Genomic DNA, 19,088 nt, shown 5'->3' with positions numbered 1-19,088 from the left:
CGGGTGCGGGAGTGCCCCCGGCTCACCGTCCGGGGCGCGTCACCCCGGCCAGGTCCAGCAGGACGGCCGTGCGGACCGCCACGTCCTCCGCGTACACCGCGTCCTGGCGTTCGAACGGCCGGCGGCTCGCGCCCCGGAGGAACGTCAGCACGCCCAGGGTCCGGCCGCGGCTGCGCAGGACGACGCAGAGCGCGTGCACCGAGTCCTCCGGCCACTGCCGGGCCCGCGCCCAGTCGCGCGGGTTCGCCGCGCCCCCGGTGATCGCGGAGGAGCGTACGGAACCGGTGCGCTCCACGGCCCGCGGCGCCGGGTGGCCCTCCGGGTAGCCCACGGGGATGCCGCCCGGTTCGATCGCCGAGCACGGGCCCCCCGCACCGGTCGGCGTGGCCGCGGCCCGTACCAGCCGGCCGGCGGCCGGTCCGTCCGGGGACAGCAGGTCGAGCAGCGCGTGGTCCGCGAACCCGGCCAGGGCGAAGTCGACATGGACGGTCGCCGCCTCGGCCGGGTCCTCGCACTCGGCCGCCGAGAGGCCCGCGCGGTGCAGCTGGTTGCCGCGGAAGCGCAGCAGCGAGCCCTCCCGTTCCAGCAGTTTCGTCTCCGTGACGTCCTGGAAGAACCAGGCGACGCCCAGCGGCACCGGCTCCTCCGCGAGCGGTGACGCCAGCCGGACGAAGCCGCTGCGCCAGCAGCGGCGCCCGCCGCCGTCGCGCTCGGCCCCGGCCGCGTCCGGGGAGCCGCCCGTGCCGCCCGTGCCGTCGCCCCGGGCGGGGCGCAGGGTCACCCACAGGTCGCTGGGGGCGGGGGGCGTGCCCTCCGCCAGCACGTGCTGGAGCGAGCTCTCCAGTTCCTCCGCGCCCTGCGACAGCAGATCTCCCAGCGGGCGTCCCAGCAGTTCGGCCCGTTCCCGGCCGAGGGTGCGCGCCGCGTGACCGCCCACCACGGCCGGGCGCAGATCGGCGTCCACCAGGACCACGCCCCAGGCGGCGTCCTCGAACAGGGCGTCGCTCAGCGCCAGGGACCGTTCCAGGTCGATCTGGGCGTGCACCTCGCTGAACGCGCAGTAGACGCCCGCGGGCTCCCCCTTCGTGCCCCGTACGGCGGCCGACTGGGTGCGGACGAGGACCCGTCCGCCGTCCTTGGTGAGCAGCGCGAACTCGTGCACCTGGCGGCCCGGGGAGTCCATCGCCGCCATCAGCCGGCCCTGCACCTCGTCGGCGTCGGCCGTGCGGACCGCCCAGCCGGCGAAGCCGTGCCGGCCGACCGCCTCCTCCGCCGACCAGCCGAGGATGCGTTCGGCCTCGCGGTTCCAGTGGGTGACGACACCGTCGGCGTCGAAGGCGCAGAGGGCGGCGTCCATGCCGTCCAGCAGTGCGGCCAGCAGGTCGGAGTCCTCGCAGTCCGGCGGGGGACAAGGAGTCTCCCGGCCGGGGCCGGCGGAACGCGCCGACGGGACGGGGCCTGAGCCGGAAGGCCGTTGAGCAGTCACCTGGCACCTCCAGACGACGTGGCTGCGTAGCGCTGTACGTACTCCGTACTCCGGTTTCATTGAACTCGAACGTGATGGAGCCCACACCGTGTTCCCGGAAATCGGTGGCCCGGGGCGACGACCGGGGCCGGGAGCGGTCCGCAACGGCCCCGTACCGGCAGGCAGTTGGGAGGGGAGGCGCACCCGGACGGCGGGTGGGAGGAAGCGGCCGCCCGCCCTGTCCGGAGAAGTCCCCCGAAAAAGCGTTGAGTCCCGGCGGCTTGTCCGCCTACCCTCGCAGCACACGAGAAGGGAGGTGGTTCGGCAGATGTCAGAAATCCGGACGCGTGAGGTGACTGCGGGCTAGCAGTCCGTCGTCGCGCTCTGCGCACCGCCGGACCCGCACGTGAGAGATGCGTGCAGCCGGCCCAATTCCCAGCAGTCACCCGACCCGCGAGCCGCCGGTACGTCCGACCGGCCCCCTTGCCGCCGAGCCGTTGGCCCGGCCCGGGGGAAGAGGCTCGCGGGTCGTCTGCGTTCCCGGCCCGCGCCGTCCAGGGGTACGGGCCCGGCACCGGCGCTCCCGTGGGGGCCGCCGCGGGCACCCGCGGCTGCCCCCGCCGCCCGGCGGCGCCGTGGCCCTACGGGCACACCCGCTGGATCGTCCAGCCCCTCGCCGTCGCGGAGCGGATGTAGCGCAGGCGGTCGTGGAGGCGGTTCTCGCGGCCCTGCCAGAACTCGACCGCCTCCGGGAAGACCCGGTACCCGCCCCACTCCGGCGGCACCGGCACCTGCTCGCCCGGCGGGTAGCGGTCCGCCAGCTCCCCGTAGGAACGATCGAGTTCCTCCCGGGAGACCACCAGCTCCGACTGGCGGCTCGCCCAGGCGCCGAGCTGCGAGCCGTGCGGGCGGGTGCGGAAGTACGCCACCGTCTCGTCCCGGCCGACCCGTTCGGCCACCCCTTCCACCAGCACCTGGCGGGCGATGGGATGCCAGGGGAACAGCAGCGCCACATACGGGTTGGTGTCGATCTCCCGGCCCTTGCGGGAGGTGTAGTTCGTGAAGAAGACGAACCCGCGTTCGTCGAAGCCCTTCAGCAGGACCGTCCGCGAGCTGGGCCGGCCGCTGGCGTCGACCGTGGAGACCACCATGGCGTTCGGCTCGTAGAGGCCGCTCTCCGACGCCTGCCGGAACCACCGGGCGAACTGCTCCATCGGCGCCCCGGCGAGGTCCCCCTCGTCCAGACCTCCCGAGCGGTAGTGCTCGCGCATGGCGGCGGGATCGTAGTCGGGCGCCACCGGCTGATCGGCGTCGACGTGCGGCACGGACTCCACGGACTCCAGAGAATCATCAGGCACGGACTCATCTTGCAGCATCATCCGAAGAGCCGAAGACACTGACGGAGCGTTGACGGACCCTACGGGGCGTAACTTCTTCCCCGAAAGATGGCACAGTGTGCCGCTTCTCACGCTTCCCCGCATCGGCCGAACCGGCCAAAATCATCGGCTGGGCCCCTATAGCCCCCGGATGACGCGAGATATCGTGTCCCGCCTGTAGAGACCCTCAGTGCCTCTCCGGTGTGCGCCCGAACGGATAACCATCTCCCGGGCCGGGCATCACCGGGGTAACCGTTACGGAGCGTGAGCCGCGTCGGCGTCGCAGAGCCGCGGAGCGGGGCGGCCGCGCATCCGGACCGGCACCGCACACCGCAAAGCTTGACATTCTGGTCACAAGCCATGTGTGTCGACCACATCACGCCACAGAGGAGCCGCCTGATGTCCGACTTCGTACCCGGACTCGAAGGAGTCGTCGCGTTCGAGACGGAGATCGCCGAACCGGACAAGGAAGGCGGCGCCCTCCGCTACCGCGGCGTCGACATCGAGGACCTCGTCGGCCACGTCTCCTTCGGCAACGTCTGGGGTCTCCTCGTCGACGGCGCCTTCAACCCCGGCCTGCCGCCCGCCGAGCCGTTCCCCATCCCCGTCCACTCCGGTGACATCCGCGTCGACGTCCAGTCCGCGCTCGCCATGCTCGCCCCCGTCTGGGGCCTGAAACCGCTCCTCGACATCGACGAGTCCCAGGCCCGCGACGACCTCGCCCGGGCCGCCGTCATGGCACTCTCCTACGTCGCCCAGTCGGCCCGCGGCCAGGGCCTGCCGATGGTCCCGCAGCGGGAGATCGACAAGGCCGACACCGTCGTCGAGCGCTTCATGAAGCGCTGGCGCGGCGAGCCCGACCCCAAGCACGTCAAGGCCGTCGACGCCTACTGGACCTCCGCCGCCGAGCACGGCATGAACGCCTCCACCTTCACCGCCCGCGTCATCGCCTCCACCGGCGCCGACGTCGCCGCGGCGCTCTCCGGCGCCGTGGGCGCCATGTCCGGCCCGCTGCACGGCGGCGCGCCGTCCCGGGTGCTCGGCATGATCGAGGAGATCGAGCGCACCGGCGACGCCACCGCCTACGTCAAGAAGTCCCTCGACAAGGGCGAGCGCCTCATGGGCTTCGGCCACCGGGTCTACCGCGCCGAGGACCCGCGGGCCCGCGTGCTGCGCCGCACCGCCAAGGAACTGGCCGCGCCGCGCTTCGAGGTCGCCGAGGCACTGGAGCGCGCCGCCCTGGAGGAGCTGCACAACCGGCGCCCCGACCGGGTGCTGGCCACGAACGTCGAGTTCTGGGCCGCCATCGTGCTCGACTTCGCCGAGGTGCCCGCGCACATGTTCACCTCGATGTTCACCTGCGCCCGCACGGCCGGCTGGTCCGCGCACATCCTGGAGCAGAAGCGCACGGGCCGCCTGGTGCGCCCCTCGGCCCGCTACATCGGCCCGGGCACCCGGAACCCGCGCGAGGTCGAAGGCTTCGCGGACATCGCCGGCTGAGCACCGGCCCGCCGCCCGGGCCGCATCCGCCGGGCTCCCGCCGGCCCCACCGCCCCCGCACCCCGGTGCGGGGGCGGTGTGCTGCGGGCCGGAGGACTCAGGCGCCCCCGTGCTCCCCGGTGCCGCCGGGCCCCCGGCCGAGCGTGTCGTCCAGGATGCGGGCCCACTGGGCCACCACCCGGTCGCGGCGGGCCGCGTCGTCCGTGAGGAGCGTGGCCAGGCCGAGGCCCCGGGCCATGTCCAGCAGGCCCTGCACCGTCTCGCGGACCCCCGGCACCGATTCGTCGGCGCCGAGCAGTCCGACCGCCATCCGGTGGCTCTCCCGGCCGATACGGGCCTCCAGCGCGGTGACGCGCGGCTTGAGCTGCTCCTCGTTCGAGGCGGCCACCCAGAGGTGCAGCGCGGCCCGGAACAGCGGCCCCGTGTAGAGGGCGACGATCGCCTCCACGACGGCCCGGGTGCGGCTGCCCGGCGCGGGGTCCCCGCCCCGCACGGCCCGCTCGCCGCTGAGCATCGCGCGCAGCGCCGCCGAGCGTTCTTCCGCCACGTGTTCGACCGCCGCCGTGAACAGGTCCTCCCGGGTGGGGAAGTGGTGCTGCGCCGCGCCGCGGGACACCCCGGCGCGCTCGGCGACGACCGTGACCGTGCTGCCGCTCCAGCCGTGTTCGGCCAGGCAGGCGACCGCCGCCTCCAGCAGCCGCTGCCGGGTGGCGCGGCTGCGGTCCTGCTTGGGGCCGCGGACCGTCGTCACCGCGCCCATACCGGGTCCCGGCGTTCCAGGAAGGCCGTCATGCCCTCGCGGGCCTCTGCGGAGGCGAAGAGGCGGGCCGACTGCTCGGCCAGCTCCCCGGTGTCCCGGTCGAACCGGCGCAGGACGTCGGCGGTGACCAGCTTCTTCGACTCCGCCAGCCCTTGCGGGGACGCCCGCCGCAGTCCGTCCAGGATCGGGGCGAGCGCCTCGTCCGGGTCCTCGGCCGAGACGGTGACGAGGCCGATCCGGCTCGCCTCGTCCGCGTCGAACCGCTCGCCCGTGAGGTAGTAGCGCGCGGCGGCGCGGGGGTCGAGGCGCGGCAGCAGCGGCAGGGAGATCACCGCCGGCGCCAGGCCGAGCCGGGCCTCGGTGAACGCGAAGCTCGTGCCCGGTCCCGCCACCGAGATGTCGCAGCATCCCAGCAGGCCGAGCCCGCCCGCCCGCACATGGCCGGTCACCCGCGCCACCACGGGCTTCGGCAGCTCCGTGACCGTACGGAGCAGCCGGGCCAGGCCGAGCGGGGCGGAGGCGGCGTCCGCCGAGCCGGCCTCGGTCAGGTCCGCGCCGGCGCAGAACGTGCTGCCGGTGTGGGTGAGCAGGACGGCGCGGACGTCCGCGTCGGCCGCGGCCTCCGCCAGGGCCTCGTGCAGTTCGGTGACGAGACGGGTGGAGAGCGCGTTGCGGTTGTGCGGCGAGTCGAGGGTGAGCGTGGTGACACCGTGTTCGGTCGCGCGGCGCACCAGGGGCCGCGCGGAGGGCTGTTCCGGCTGCTGTGCCGGGGCCTGTGCGTCGGTCATGGCGTGGTGGACGTCCTTTCCCGGGTCCGGAGTTCGCGCCGGAGGATCTTGCCGCTGACGGCGCGGGGCACCGCGTCCAGGAACTCGACCCGGCGGATCTTCTTGTAGGGGGCGACCCGTTCCGCAACGTACGTCATGACCTGCTCGGCCGTGGTCCCGGCCCCCGGCCTGCGCACGACGTACGCCTTGGGGATCTCGTTGCCGTCCTCGTCCGTGACACCGATGACCGCCGCGTCGGCGATCTCCGGGTGGGTCAGCAGACAGGCCTCCAGCTCGGCGGGCGCCACCTGGTAGCCCTTGTACTTGATGAGTTCCTTGACCCGGTCGACGACGAAGAGCCAGCCGTCGGCGTCCACCCGGCCGACGTCCCCGGTGTGCAGCCAGCCGTCCTCGTCGATCATCGCGGCGGTCGCGTCGGGGCGGCCGAGGTAGCCCTTCATCACCTGGGGGCCGCGGATCAGGACCTCGCCCGGCTCGCCCGGGTCCAGGTCCTGCGCGGGGTCGTCGAGGGAGACGATCCGCATCTCGGTGCCGGGCACCAGGGTGCCGACGGTGCCCGGCGGCGGGTTCTCCGCGTCGAGCGGCACGGCGTGCGTGCCGGGCGACAGCTCCGTCATCCCGTACGCCTGCAGCACGGGCGGTACGCCGAGCCGGCGGGAGCAGGCCGCGGCCAGCTCGGCGTCCAGGGGCGCCGCGGCGCTCAGGACGTACCGCACGGAGGACAGGTCGTGCTCCGTGACCGCCGGGTGCTTGGCGAGGGCCAGCACGATCGGCGGGGCGACGTAGAGGGCCGTGACCCGGTGGCGTTCGATGGCCGCCAGGTACTGCTCCAGGTCGAAGCGGGGCAGTACGACGACGGTGGCGCCCCGGCGGAGCGGGGCGTTCATGAGGGCGGTCAGGCCGTAGATGTGGAAGAAGGGGAGGACGGCGAGGATGCGTTCGTCCGTCTCGTTCGGAAGCAGCGGATCGAGCTGGGCGAGGTTGGTGGCGATGCTGCGGTGGGTGAGCATCACGCCCTTGGGGGCGCCGGTGGTGCCCGAGGAGTACGGCAGCACCGCCACGTCCTCGGCGGGGTCGATCTCCACCACCGGCTCCGGGGCCGTCGAGGCGAGCATGTCGTGCAGGACGGAGCGGTGGCCCTCCGCCCGGTCGCAGACGAAGATCTCCGCGACCGGCTCGCCCCCGGCCGCCTCCGCCGCGGCGGCCGCCGCCTTGGCCGTCTCCAGGAGCAGGGACACCGTGACGATCCAGCGCGCCCCGGAGTCGCGCAGTTGTTTGGCGAGCTCCTCGGCGGTGGCGAGCGGGTGGACGGTGGTGACGGAGGCACCGGCCATCGTCGCGGCGTAGAAGACGGCCGGGTAGGCGATGGTGTTCGGGCTGTGCAGGGCCAGGACGTCGCCCTTGCGGACCCCCGCCTCGGCGAGCGCCGCGGCGATCCGGCGGGTGAAGACGTCGAGCTGGGCGTAGCTGACCGTGGTGCCGTCCACGCCGTCGATCAGCGCGGGGGTGTCCCCGAACTCGGCGGCCCGGCCGAGGACGGCTTCGTGGATGGGCTGATCGACGGGCCGGACGTCCGGGTAGGCGCTCCGGTGGATCATGGCGATCCCTCCCTCTCTGGGTCCCTGTGTGCCTGTGTGCCTGGTGCCTGTGTGCCTGCGGGTGTGTGCTGTCCGCGGTGCGCTGTTTGCGGGTGTGCTGCCCCGGTGCCTGCTTGCCCGTGTTCCCGAGCCGCATCGCGCGCCGGGCCGCGACCCGGTCGGCCTCCGGGTGCACGGCACCGCCACGCCCCGGCGTGTGATGCGGCTCACATCCCCGCGGGTGGCTCACAAGGATGGCCGATTCAGTACGACTTGGGGAGCCCCAGGGACTGGTGGGACACATAGTTGAGGATCATTTCCCGGCTCACCGGGGCGATCCGGGCGACCCGGGAGGCGGTGACGAGCTGCGCCAGGCCGTACTCCTTGGTGAGGCCGTTGCCGCCGAGCGTGTGCACCGCCTGGTCCACCGCCCGGACGTTCGCCTCGGCGGCCGCGTACTTGGCCATGTTGGCCGCCTCGCCCGCCCCGATGTCGTCCCCCGCGTCGTACAGGCGGGCCGCCTTCTGCGTCATGAGGCGCGCCAGTTCGAGTTCTATGTGCGCCTGGGCGAGGGGGTGCGCGATCGCCTGGTGCGCGCCGATCGGCGTCTTCCACACCTGCCGGGTACGGGCGTAGTCGACCGCCTTCGTCAGGGCGAAGCGGCCCATCCCGAGGGCGAACGCGGCCGACATGATGCGCTCCGGGTTGAGCCCCGCGAACAGCTGGAGCAGTCCGGCGTCCTCGTCGCCGACGAGCGCCTCGGCGGGCAGCCTGATGTCGTCGAAGCTCAGCTCGAACTGCTTCTCGGCGGCGTGCAGTTCCATGTCGATCTGCCGGTACTCGAACCCGGGGGTGTCCCGGGGGACGATGAACAGGCAGGGCTTGAGCTTGCCGGTGCGGGAGTCCTCGGCACGGCCGACGATCAGTGTGGCGTCCGAGATGTCCACACCGGAGATGAAGACCTTCCGGCCGGTGAGCAGCCAGTCGCCGCTGCCGTCGGGGGCGCGGCGGCCGGTGGTGGTGATCCGGTGCGAGTTCGAACCGGCATCGGGCTCGGTGATGCCGAAGGACATGATGCGGCTGCCGTCGGCGAGGCCCGGCAGCCACTGCCGCTTCTGCTCCTCGGTGCCGAAGCGGGCGATGACCGTGCCGCAGATGGACGGCGAGACGACGAGCATGAGGAGCGGGCAGCCGGCCGCCCCCAGTTCCTCCAGCACGATGGCGAGTTCGGAGATGCCCGCGCCCCCGCCGCCGTACTCCTCGGGGAGGTTGATGCCGAGGTAGCCGAGCTTGGCGGCCTCCTGCCACAGGTCCTGGATGTGGCGGGTCCTGGTGGTGGCCGCGTCGTTCCCGCCGGGGCCGGCGCCGGGGCCGGAGCCGGGGCCGTCCGCGGCGAAGAAGTCGCGGGCGTAGCGGGCCCCGAGGGCGGCGACGGCCTGACGGAGAGCGCGGTGTTCATCGGTTTCGAGGGCTGTGGACACGGTGACTGCGCTGGAGGACGGGGACGCGGGCATGAGGGCCTCCTCGGGAGGGGCTTGCTGGAGAGGGGCGTGCGGTACGGGTGACGGTGTGGACGGGTGCGGACGGGTGCGGGGCTGCGGCTACGGGCGGGACGGGCCGCCGGTGGGGCGGGTGCGGACGGGTGTGCGGACGGTGTGCGGACGCCACCGGGCGCCGGGAACCGAACAGTTGGGGCCGGGCAGTCGGGGCCGGGCAGTCGGGGCCGCACGACCGGGCCGGGCAGATGAGACCGGGCAGCCGCGGCCGGGAAAGCCCCGGAGCCGCCGGCCCCGCTGCGACAGCCCCCGGCCCGGGCCCGTGCTCAGGGCCCGTCCGACACGACGGCCAGCAGGGCGCCCACCTCCACCTGCCGGCCCGGGGCGGCGTGCAGGGCTGTCAGCGTCCCCGGGGTGGGGGCCGTGATGCGGTGCTCCATCTTCATGGCCTCCAGCCACAGGAGCGGCTGCCCCTGCTCCACCCGGTCGCCGACGGCGACGTCCGCCACCCGCACCACCGTGCCCGGCATGGGAGCCAGCAGCGAGCCCGGCTCGGTGCGGGCGGCCGGGTCGGGGAAGCGGGGGACGGCGGTGAACGCACAGGCGCCCAGGGGCGATTCGACGTGAACCCGGGTGCCGTACACGGCCACCTCGAAGCTGCGGCGGACCCCGGCGGTCTCCAGGGTGACGCGCTCCGGGCCCGCCGCGATCAGCCGTACGTCCGGATGGCCGGGGGCGTCCAGGCCGTCCCGGGTGAGGCGGTGGCGGATCTCGTACGCGGTGCCGTCGGGCTCGGCGCGGTAGACGGTGGTCTGGTGGCCGGAGGGCAGATTGCGCCAGCCGCCCAAGCGGGCGGGGAGGCCCGCCGCGGAACCGGTGCGGGCGGCGGTGGCGGCCAGCGCGGCCGCCAGAGCGGAGATGCCCACCGGGCCGCCCGCCGCCGGGCTGCCCGCCGTACTGTCCGCCGTGGGCCCGGCGGAGGCCGGTTCGGTGAGTTCCGGCAGATTGCGGTCGTAGAAGCCGGTGTCGGGCCGGCCCGCCGCGAAGTCCGGGTGTCGGAGGGAGCGGACCAGCAGGTCCCGGTTGGTGACCGGGCCGTGGACACGGGCCCGGGCCAGCGCGTCGGCCAGCCTGCGGACCGCCTCCGCCCGCGTCGGCGCGTGGACGATCGCCTTCGCCAGCATCGGGTCGTAGTGGACGCCGATGGTGTCGCCCCCGGTGAACCCGGTGTCCAGCCGCACGCCGGGGACGTCGAGGCGGTGCAGCGGCCCGGACTGGGGCTGCCAGCCCCGCGACGGGTCCTCCGCGTACAGCCGGGCCTCGACGGCGTGCCCGGTGGGCGCGGGCGGCTCGGCGGGCAGCTCGGCGCCCTCGGCGACACGGAGCTGCCAGGCGACGAGGTCGAGACCGTAGACCTCCTCCGTCACCGGGTGCTCCACCTGCAGACGGGTGTTCATCTCCAGGAAGTACGCCCGGTGTCCGGCGGAGACGAGGAACTCGACCGTCCCCGCGCCGGTGTAGCCGATGGCGCGGGCCGCCTCGGCCGCGGCCGTGTGGAGGGTGTCGCGCAGCGCCTGCGGCAGGCCGGGGGCGGGGGCCTCCTCGATGACCTTCTGGTGCCGGCGCTGCAGTGAGCAGTCGCGGGTGCCGAGCGCCCAGACGGTGCCGTGGGTGTCGGCCAGGATCTGCACCTCGACGTGGCGGCCGTTCTCCACGTACGGCTCCGCGAACACCTCGCCGTCGCCGAAGGCCGAGGCGGCCTCCGCGGAGGCGGCGGCCAGTTCGGCGGGGAGGTCGGCCAGGTCGCGGACCAGCCGCATGCCGCGTCCGCCGCCACCGGCCGCCGCCTTGACCAGGAGGGGGAGGTCCGAGCCGGTGGCACGGCCCGGGTCCACGGGGCGCAGCAGCGGCACCCCCGCCTCGGCCATGAGTTCCTTGGCGTGGGTCTTGGAGGCCATCGCGTCGATCGCCTCGGGGGGCGGGCCGATCCACACCAGTCCGGCGTCCAGGACCTGCCGGGCGAAGCCGGCGTTCTCGGAGAGGAATCCGTAGCCCGGGTGGACCGCGTCGGCGCCGGCGGTGAGGGCCGCCTTCACGATCAGGTCACCGCGGAGGTAGGTGTCCGCGGGGCTGTCGCCCGGGAGGCGCACGGCGGCGTCGGCGGTCCGCACGTGCAGGGCCTCCGCGTCGGCGTCGGAGTGCACGGCGACCGTGGCGAGGCCCAGCTCGCGGCAGGTGCGGAAGATGCGGCAGGCGATCTCGCCGCGGTTGGCGACCAGGACGGTGCGCAGGGGCGGGCGGGGGCGGTGGCGGCCGTCGTGCCGCTGCCGGCGGGACCGGCGGCCGTCCCGGGGCCCGGCTCTCCGTTCGGCTCTGCGTTCGGCCTTGCGTTCGTCGCTGCGTCCGGCCTCGTGTTCGGCTCTGCGTTCGGCCTTGCGTCCGGCCTTGCGTTCGGCTCTGGGTTCGACTCGGTGTTCGGCATGGGTCCCCTCACATCCGGAAGACGCCGAAGCCGCGGGCGCCTTCCACGGGTGCGGTGTGGATCGCGGACAGGCACAGACCGAGCACGGTGCGGGTGTCGCGCGGGTCGATGACGCCGTCGTCGTAGAGGCGTCCGGAGAGGAAGAACGGCAGCGACTCGGATTCGATCTGCTGCTCGACCATGGCGCGCAGCGCGGCGTCCGCGTCGTCGTCGTACGGCTGTCCCTTGGCGGCGGCGGAGGCCCGGGCGACGATCGACAGGACGCCCGCGAGCTGCTGCGGTCCCATCACCGCCGACTTCGCACTGGGCCAGGCGAAGAGGAAGCGCGGGTCGTACGCCCGTCCGCACATGCCGTAGTGGCCGGCGCCGTAGGAGGCGCCCATGAGGACGGAGAGATGCGGGACCCGGGAGTTGGACACCGCGTTGATCATCTGGGCACCGTGCTTGATGATGCCGCCCTGCTCGTACTCCTTGCCGACCATGTAGCCGGTGGTGTTGTGCAGGAAGACCAGCGGGATGTCGCGCTGGTTGGCGAGCTGGATGAACTGCGCCGCCTTCTGCGACTCCTCGCTGAACAACACCCCCTGGGCATTGGCCAAAATGCCGACGGGATAGCCGTGCAGGGACGCCCAGCCGGTGGCGAGGCTGCTGCCGTAGAGCGGCTTGAACTCGTCGAAGTCCGAGCCGTCGACGATCCGGGCGATGACCTCGCGCGGGTCGAACGGAGTCCTCAGGTCACCGGGGACGATGCCGAGGAGCTCGTCCTCGTCGTACTTCGGCGGCCCGGCGGGGCCCGGATCGGGGTGCGCCTTGCGGTGGTTGAGGCGGGCGACGACGCGGCGCGCCTGCCGGAGCGCGTCGGGCTCGTCGACGGCGAAGTGGTCGGCGAGGCCGGAGGTCCGGGCGTGCATCTCGGCGCCGCCCAGCGACTCGTCGTCGCTCTCCTCGCCCGTGGCCATCTTGACCAGCGGCGGCCCGCCGAGGAAGACCTTCGCCCGCTCCTTCACCATGATCGTGTGGTCGGACATCCCGGGGATGTACGCGCCGCCGGCCGTGGAGTTGCCGAAGACCACGGCGATGGTGGGGATCCCGGCCGCCGACAGCCGGGTGAGGTCCCGGAAGAGCGCCCCGCCCGGGATGAAGATCTCCTTCTGGCTGGGCAGGTCCGCGCCGCCCGACTCGACGAGGCTGACCACCGGAAGGCGGTTGGCGAAGGCGATCTCGTTGGCGCGCAGGGCCTTCTTGAGCGTCCAGGGGTTGCTGGCACCGCCGCGCACGGTCGGGTCGTTGGCGGTGATCAGGCATTCCACGCCCTCGATCACCCCGATGCCGGTGACAAGGGACGCGCCCACGGTGTAGTCGCTGCCCCAGGCGGCGAGCGGGGAGAGTTCCAGGAAGGGCGTGTCCGGATCGAGGAGCAGTTCGATCCGCTCGCGGGCGAGCAGCTTGCCCCGCTTCCGGTGCCGGGCCACGTACTTCTCGCCGCCGCCCGCCAGGGCCCTGGTGTGCTCGGCGTCGAGATCGGCAAGCTTGGCGAGCATCGCGGCGCGGTTGGCCGCGTAGTCGGCGCCGGCGGTGTCGAGCGCGGAGGGGAGCACGGTCATCGGGTGACCTCCCGCATCTCCCGCGTCTCTCGCGGTTTCCGACGGCGCTCCGGGTGCCGGTTCGGCGGACGCGTCACAGCAGTACCTCCGGTATGTCCAGGTGGCGGGCGCGCAGCCACTCGCCCAGGGCCTTCGCCTGCGGGTCGAAGCGGGCCTGGGAGGCGACGCCCTCGCCCAGCAGGCCGTCCACGGTGAAGTTCAGGGCGCGCAGCCCCGGCAGTACATGGCGGGTGACGGGCAACGTCCGCACCTCGGGCAGGAGTTCACGCAGCCGGTCCACCGTCAGCTCATGGGCCAGCCAGCGCCAGGCGTGGTCCGTCTCCGCCCAGAGACCGACGTTCGCGCTGCCGCCCTTGTCCCCGCTGCGCGCCCCCGCGACCTGCCCGAGCGGTGCGCGGCGGGTCGGCAGACCGGGCGGAAGCGGCTCGGGGAGGGTCGGCTCGGGGACCTCCTCCAGCGGCTGCGTCGTCGGCGGCGGCTCCACGGCGACACGCTCCCCGTCCGGCAGCACGGCCGTGTGCGGCACCCCGGCCGCGTCCACGAACACCGCCTCGAACACCCCGTACGGGGATCCCGGGCCGGGCGGGGCCGTGAGGTGGAAACCGGGGTAACTGGCCAGCCCGAGCTCCACGGCCGCCCCGCTGACCCGGCGGCCGACCGCCTCCGGGTCCGGATCGCGGACCACCAGCCGCAGCAGCGCGCTCGACTCCTCCTCCACGGGCGCGTCGGCGCGGTCCGTGCGGGCCAGGGTCCAGCGCACCTCAGTGGGGCGGCGGGACGCCAGCGCGGCCTCCATCTGGTCGCGCACCAGCCGGGCCTTGGCCTCGATGTCCAGCCCGGTCAGCACGAAGACGACCTCGTTGCGCCAGCCGCCGATCCGGGTCAGCCCGGCCTTGAGCGCCGGCGGCGGCGCCTCGCCCCGTACACCGCTGATCCGCACCCGGTCCGCGCCGTCCGTCGCGAGGCGTACGGAGTCCAGACGGGCGGTGACGTCCGGTCCGGCGTAGCGGGCGGCGGCCGTCTCGTAGAGGAGCTGCGCGGTGACCGTGCCGGTGGTGACCACGCCGCCGGTGCCCGGGTGCTTGGTGATGACGGAGCTGCCGTCCGCGTGCAGCTCGGCGACCGGGAAGCCGGGGTGGCGCAGGGACCGGAGGTCGTGCCGGGTGAAGAAGGCGTAGTTGCCGCCGGTCGCCTGGGCGCCGCATTCGAGGACGTGCCCGGCGACGACCGCTCCGGCGAGGGCGTCCCAGTCGTCGGACGCCCAGCCGAAGTGCGCGGCGGCCGGGCCGGTGACGAGCGCGGCGTCCGTGACCCGGCCGGTGACCACCACGTCGGCCCCCGCACGCAGGCAGGCTGCGATGCCCGCGCCGCCGAGGTAGGCGTTGGCGGTGAGAACGCCCTCGCCCCAGCCCTCGCCTTCCGCATCGTGCCGGCCGGCACGGTGCAGGAGGTCGTCGCCCTCGACGTGCGCGACCCGCATGGGGACGCCGACGCGCTCGGAGAGGGCACGGACCGCGTCGGCGAGCCCGGCGGGGTTCAGGCCCCCGGCGTTGGTGACGATCTTCACGCCCCGTTCGGCGGCGAGACCGAGGCCCTCCTCCAGCTGGCGCAGGAAGGTCTTGGCGTAGCCGCGGGAGGGATCCTTGAGGCGGTCGCGGCCCAGGATGAGCATGGTCAGCTCGGCCAGATAGTCACCTGTGAGGACGTCCAGCGGGCCGCCGGTCAGCATCTCGCGGACGGCGTCGAAGCGGTCGCCGTAGAAGCCGGAGGCGTTGCCGATGCGGAGGGGCGCCGGGGCGGCGCCGGGGGCGGGTTCCGGCTCGGGGCTCGAGGTCGGTCCTGGGGCGGGGCGGCGGCTCTCAGGTCGGTTCCGTTCACGGGGCGGCCCTGTGGTCCGGCACGGGTGCGGCCCTGTGGTCCGGTGAACCGCTGGACGGTGAGGAACCGGCCGACGAAGAACGGCCCGGTGGGGCTCCATCTCCCGGCGGTGTTCCGTTTCCGGCCCCGGTCACCGGACTCCTCCCGCAGTGCCCGTGGCGCCCTCTCCCGTGACCGCCGCTGAGCCGGCCCGCGCCGCACCGCCGGCGCTCCCCGAACTCATGCCCCCTTCCCCGCCTGCCGGTTCACGCCCCTTGCCGGGCGGCCCGGCGAACGCTTGAGCGATGTCCAGCCAGTGCGCGGCGTCCGGGCCCTCGGCGTGCAGGGCCAGATCGGAGCGGTGCGCCCGCTGGGTTGCCAGCAGACAGAAGTCGAGGGCGGCACCGGTGACGCGCTGCACGGCGTCCTCGGGCCCGTACGCCCACACGTCCCCGTCCGGGGCCGTCAGTTCCACCCGGAACTCCTCGGCGGGCGGTACGAGCCCGTGCACCATGTACGCGTAGTCGCGGGCCCGCACCCCGATCCGTACGACATGGCGCAGCCGGGCCGTCGGCTCACGGCGGACCCCGAGCGCGTCAGCCACGTCCTGTCCGTGGGCCCAGGTCTCCATCAGGCGGGCCGTCGCCATCGAGGCCACGCTCATCGGCGGCCCGTACCAGGGAAGCCGGGCCCCCGGCGGTCGGCCGGCGAGGGCGCGGTGAAGTGCGGCGCGACCGGTGCGCCAGCAGTCGAGGAGGGAGGCGGGCGGGAGTTCGTCGACCAGCCGCTGAGCACCGTCGTCCACGAAGGTCTCGGGCGAGGTGAGCGCCTGGGCCGCGTCCTCGGCGAAGGCGCCGGGGTCGGTGGCGGAGAGCAGAGCGCGCTCGTCGGTCCAGGCGAGGTGGGCTATCTGGTGCGCGACGGTCCAGCCGGGGGCGGGGGTCGGCATGCTCCAGCCCTCGGCGGCGAGCGGCGCGACAAGCTGCTCCAACTCCTCACCCTCGGCACGGAGATCGCTGAGCACGGCTGCTGGATCGGCCACGGGGTGCTCCCTTGTACGGACGGCGGAGACGGCGGTCTACGGAGGTGTACGGAGGTGCGTGGTGAAGTTGCGGGCTGCAGGCGCCGCGCGTGGGCACGGGAGGCGGGACAAGGACTGCTGTTGAGCGTGCGCCGTTGCCCGGACGGCTTGATACGGCCGGGCAGGCCGGGTGGGCGGTACTCGGCCGACCGTTCCGCCGACCGGTTGGCTGCCGGGGCGGCGCAACGGCGTGGCGTGGACCGACTGTGGCAGCAGAACAAGAAACAAGCAAGCGTGCTTGCATTATTTTCTCCACTCCCTCGCACACCCGCACACCCGCACACCCGCACACCCGCGGACGATCTCCTCATCACCGGCCGGGTCGAGGTTCTCCGTGCCACCACGCCCCCTCCCCATACCGGTATGACATGCCGGTAAGACATGCCGCATCCGGCGTAATGGCTCGCTGAGCCGCTCAACCGCGTCACGCTGAGCCACAGTGGCCACGACCCTGCCGGGAGCCCGTGTGCGCAGATCAGGTGAACGGACCTCCGAGTGGATCCGCTGCGAACACCGGATGGAACACAAGGTGCCGGAGCGCGCGGCCTGTGCCGGGCACGGGAAACGGAAAACTGCCGCCCCGGCCCCGGTGCTGCGTTCGGAGGCCGGGACGGCAGCCGCACCGGTCTGCGAACCACTCCCCGCACGCAGACCACACAGCGAAAGGGCGACCGGTCATGGCAGTGGATGAGAACCGGCCCGGCGAGGACGCCACGAACCGGTCGGAGGGGTTCGGTGAGCGGCTGCTCGGGCTGCTGCTGGACCGGGCCCACGAGATGCCGCCCCAGCTCATCGCCCCACTGATCGCGGAAGAGGTCGCCAAGGTCGGTGGCCGCGACGTCTCGATCCTCCTGCAGGACTATGCGCAGCAAATGCTGGTGCCGCTACCGGGCCGACGGCTGGTCGTAGGCGAACCCGAGCCGATCGGTGACTCCCCCGCCGGCGCGTCCTTCCTGCACGGCACTGTCATCGAGGTTCCTCAGGCTGACGGTGTCCGCATGTACCTGCCCTTGCTGGACGGCAGCGACCAGGTGGGGGTGATGGCCCTCACCCTGTCCGTCGTTGATGACGACGACAGGAGGCTCCTCCGCAGACTCGCCGGCCTGGTCGCCGACATGCTGGTGACCAAGCACAGCTACACCGACCAGTTCTTCCAGGCCCGGCGGCTCGAACCGATGAGCGTGACCGCGGAGATCCAATGGTCGCTGCTGCCCCCGCTGGCCATGGCCGTTCCCCAGGTCGCCGTCGCGGGGATCCTCGAGCCCGCCTACGACGTCGCCGGTGACAGCTTCGACTACGCCCTCAACGACGACATCCTGCACCTGGCCGTGATCGACGCGATGGGCCACGGTCTCCACGCCGCCACCATGGCAACCGTCGCCATCGGCGTCTATCGGCACGCCAGGCGCGCCCATGTGGGACTGGCCGGGATCTACTCCTTCATGGACCAGGCCATTGCAGAGCAGTTCGGGACCGAACACTTCGTCACAGCGCAGATGATGCGTCTGGACATCACCACGGGTCACCTGCAATGGGTCAACGCGGGCCACCCGGCACCCCTGCTGATCCGCAACCACCAGGTCGTCGGGCGACTGCACAGCCCGACCACCCTGCCGGTGGGTTTCGGCGGCGAGACGCCCTCGGTCAGCGAGCAGGTCCTCCAGCAGGGCGACCGGGTTCTGTGCTTCACCGACGGCGTGATCGAGGAGCACCGAGCGGGCGAAGAGCAGTTCGGCGAGGAACAGCTCATCGCCTGGGTCAACCGGATCGAGCACACGGAGGAAGGGGTGCGGGCCATGGTGCGTTCTCTCTCCCACACACTGAAACGAGAACGGGGCGGAAGCACCACCGATGACGCGACGCTCTTCCTGATCGAGTGGCGCGGGGGCGCAGCGGACCATCTCGCCACCGTGGATTGACCGGCAACCCCGCCAGTCCGCCGGTCCGGCAGTCCGGCAGTCCGGCAGTCCGGCAGTCTCACGCAACGCCCTCCGGATCCGAGCCGCCGTCGCCACGTCGGCCGGATGACCGGCTTCTCGGCGTAGCACAGATACCCGTCCGGCTGCCCCTCCGGCATCTACTGTCGAGCGGGGCCCGGCAGTTCCCTTCGCATGAGAACGCACACCGTCTCGTGTCGGCTGATCAGCCCGTTGGGCCCTTCCTGATCCCAGGCATCGGGCCTGCGGCCGTACGCGACGTAGCCCAGACGCTCGTACAGGGCGCGAGCCCGGGGGTTGCTCTCCTCCACGGCGAGTTCGGCCCTGCACAGGCCGCGGTCCCTGATCCTCTGTTCGGCGGCCCGGATCAGCATGGTTCCCAGTCCGCAGGACCGGAGAGCCGGGAGCACGACGAGTTGCCACAAGGTCCCGGCGTCCTCGGCCACCTGGTAGTCGATGCCGCCGATCGCCACCGGCAGATCCACCGGAGTGGTCACGGCCAAGTAGTCGACCTCGCCGACCGCAGCACGCGCCAGCTCTCGCTCCACCTGGCGCTGGTGAGTTGCCGAGCCCGACCAGGCACATGCAGGGAGGTCCCGGGGCAGTAAGTCACGCACGCTGACTGGCATGACGACGGTGGCATCGGCCGGTCCGTGTTCCGTGATCACGCTCGTGAGCGTGCCGACCGGTGCAATGACCCGTCAACACGTTTCTCCAGCCTGGGAGCACACGCCGGCCCGGCCCGCGGAGGCGCAGTCCCCACTGTCGTTTCCGGTTGGTGGTGGCGACGGTCGCGAGGACGTGAGGTGCAGCGCTGGGCGGACTGGGCTGGGTGGGAGCGGACGTGCGGGGCAACCGCCCTGTGGCGTGCTGTTTGGGGTTACGGCGCCGGGTGGGCGGGGCGGGAGTGGTGGCGGCTGTGTCGCGGGCTGTCCGATGCCGGGCTGTTTGGGGTTACGGCGCCGGGTGGGCGGCGCGGTGGTGGTGGCGGGTGCGTCGCGGGCGGCGGGTGATTCTCGGGTGGGGGTTACGGCATCCGTGCTGGGGTGGGCCGGTGGTCGGTCGTCTATCCGGCACCGTGCGCACCCGGGGTCGTTCGGAAAAGCGATGGCGAGGCTGGTGCCGGTGGGTGGTTGCGGGGGCACACGCGCACCTGGGCTTCTCG

General features: G+C 73.2%; 13 protein-coding genes. 2 read left to right on the top strand and 11 right to left on the bottom strand.

The window, feature by feature from the left end; translation table 11 throughout:
• Positions 1 to 22: 22 nt before the first annotated feature.
• Positions 23 to 1,486 (bottom strand): PAS domain-containing protein, encoded by a 1,464-nt coding sequence (locus E4N63_RS18315; RefSeq protein WP_228429487.1) that lies wholly within the window; start codon positions 1,484 to 1,486, stop codon positions 23 to 25.
• 620 nt (positions 1,487 to 2,106) lie between these two features.
• Positions 2,107 to 2,736 (bottom strand): pyridoxamine 5'-phosphate oxidase, encoded by a 630-nt coding sequence (pdxH, locus tag E4N63_RS18310; RefSeq protein WP_125624723.1) that lies wholly within the window; start codon positions 2,734 to 2,736, stop codon positions 2,107 to 2,109.
• A 504-nt stretch (positions 2,737 to 3,240) separates the two neighbouring features.
• Between pdxH and E4N63_RS18305 the strand changes: the two genes are divergently transcribed.
• Complete coding sequence (locus tag E4N63_RS18305; protein ID WP_125624718.1) at positions 3,241 to 4,341, top strand: citrate synthase 2; 1,101 nt, start codon at positions 3,241 to 3,243, stop codon at positions 4,339 to 4,341.
• 97 nt (positions 4,342 to 4,438) lie between these two features.
• On the opposite strand, the gene E4N63_RS18300 is transcribed toward E4N63_RS18305, so the two are convergent.
• The 8 genes from E4N63_RS18300 to E4N63_RS18265 form a co-directional block, all read right to left on the bottom strand.
• On the bottom strand, positions 4,439 to 5,101 hold the full coding sequence (locus E4N63_RS18300) for a TetR/AcrR family transcriptional regulator (protein ID WP_125624717.1): 663 nt from the start codon (positions 5,099 to 5,101) through the stop codon (positions 4,439 to 4,441).
• Positions 5,089 to 5,889 carry an enoyl-CoA hydratase family protein gene (locus E4N63_RS18295; RefSeq protein WP_230241186.1) on the bottom strand — a complete coding sequence of 267 codons (801 nt, stop codon included), beginning with the start codon at positions 5,887 to 5,889 and terminating at the stop codon, positions 5,089 to 5,091. The genes E4N63_RS18300 and E4N63_RS18295 overlap by 13 nt, the downstream gene beginning before the upstream one ends.
• Positions 5,886 to 7,487 (bottom strand): 4-coumarate--CoA ligase family protein, encoded by a 1,602-nt coding sequence (locus E4N63_RS18290; RefSeq protein WP_230241185.1) that lies wholly within the window; start codon positions 7,485 to 7,487, stop codon positions 5,886 to 5,888. Before E4N63_RS18290 ends, E4N63_RS18295 begins: the two co-directional genes overlap by 4 nt.
• A 242-nt stretch (positions 7,488 to 7,729) precedes the next feature.
• Positions 7,730 to 8,947, bottom strand: coding sequence for an acyl-CoA dehydrogenase family protein (locus E4N63_RS18285; protein ID WP_230242548.1), 1,218 nt, complete (start codon positions 8,945 to 8,947; stop codon positions 7,730 to 7,732).
• 341 nt (positions 8,948 to 9,288) lie between these two features.
• The gene (locus tag E4N63_RS18280; protein ID WP_230242547.1) at positions 9,289 to 11,253 is read right to left on the bottom strand and encodes a biotin carboxylase N-terminal domain-containing protein; all 1,965 of its coding nucleotides are present in this window, start codon (positions 11,251 to 11,253) and stop codon (positions 9,289 to 9,291) included.
• 199 nt (positions 11,254 to 11,452) lie between these two features.
• Positions 11,453 to 13,048 carry an acyl-CoA carboxylase subunit beta gene (locus E4N63_RS18275; RefSeq protein ID WP_125624713.1) on the bottom strand — a complete coding sequence of 532 codons (1,596 nt, stop codon included), beginning with the start codon at positions 13,046 to 13,048 and terminating at the stop codon, positions 11,453 to 11,455.
• A gap of 73 nt (positions 13,049 to 13,121) precedes the next feature.
• Positions 13,122 to 14,828 (bottom strand): acyclic terpene utilization AtuA family protein, encoded by a 1,707-nt coding sequence (locus E4N63_RS18270; protein WP_308188784.1) that lies wholly within the window; start codon positions 14,826 to 14,828, stop codon positions 13,122 to 13,124.
• Positions 14,829 to 15,056: 228 nt separating this feature from the next.
• Positions 15,057 to 15,947 (bottom strand): TIGR03084 family metal-binding protein, encoded by an 891-nt coding sequence (locus tag E4N63_RS18265; protein WP_230241183.1) that lies wholly within the window; start codon positions 15,945 to 15,947, stop codon positions 15,057 to 15,059.
• A 716-nt stretch (positions 15,948 to 16,663) separates the two neighbouring features.
• On the opposite strand from E4N63_RS18265, the gene E4N63_RS18260 reads away from it, so the two are divergent.
• Positions 16,664 to 17,905 (top strand): PP2C family protein-serine/threonine phosphatase, encoded by a 1,242-nt coding sequence (locus E4N63_RS18260; RefSeq protein ID WP_230241182.1) that lies wholly within the window; start codon positions 16,664 to 16,666, stop codon positions 17,903 to 17,905.
• 158 nt (positions 17,906 to 18,063) lie between these two features.
• Here the strand turns inward: E4N63_RS18260 and E4N63_RS18255 are convergent, their stop codons facing one another.
• A complete protein-coding gene (locus tag E4N63_RS18255) occupies positions 18,064 to 18,552 on the bottom strand; it encodes an N-acetyltransferase (protein WP_125624710.1) in 489 nt (162 codons plus the stop codon).
• Positions 18,553 to 19,088 lie beyond the last annotated feature (536 nt).

Source organism: Streptomyces sp. MNU89 (assembly GCF_020982505.1).
Taxonomy (GTDB): domain Bacteria; phylum Actinomycetota; class Actinomycetes; order Streptomycetales; family Streptomycetaceae; genus Streptomyces; species Streptomyces xinghaiensis.
The sequence above is the reverse complement of the archived record's forward strand: the minus strand, read 5'-3'. Positions and strand labels throughout refer to the sequence as shown.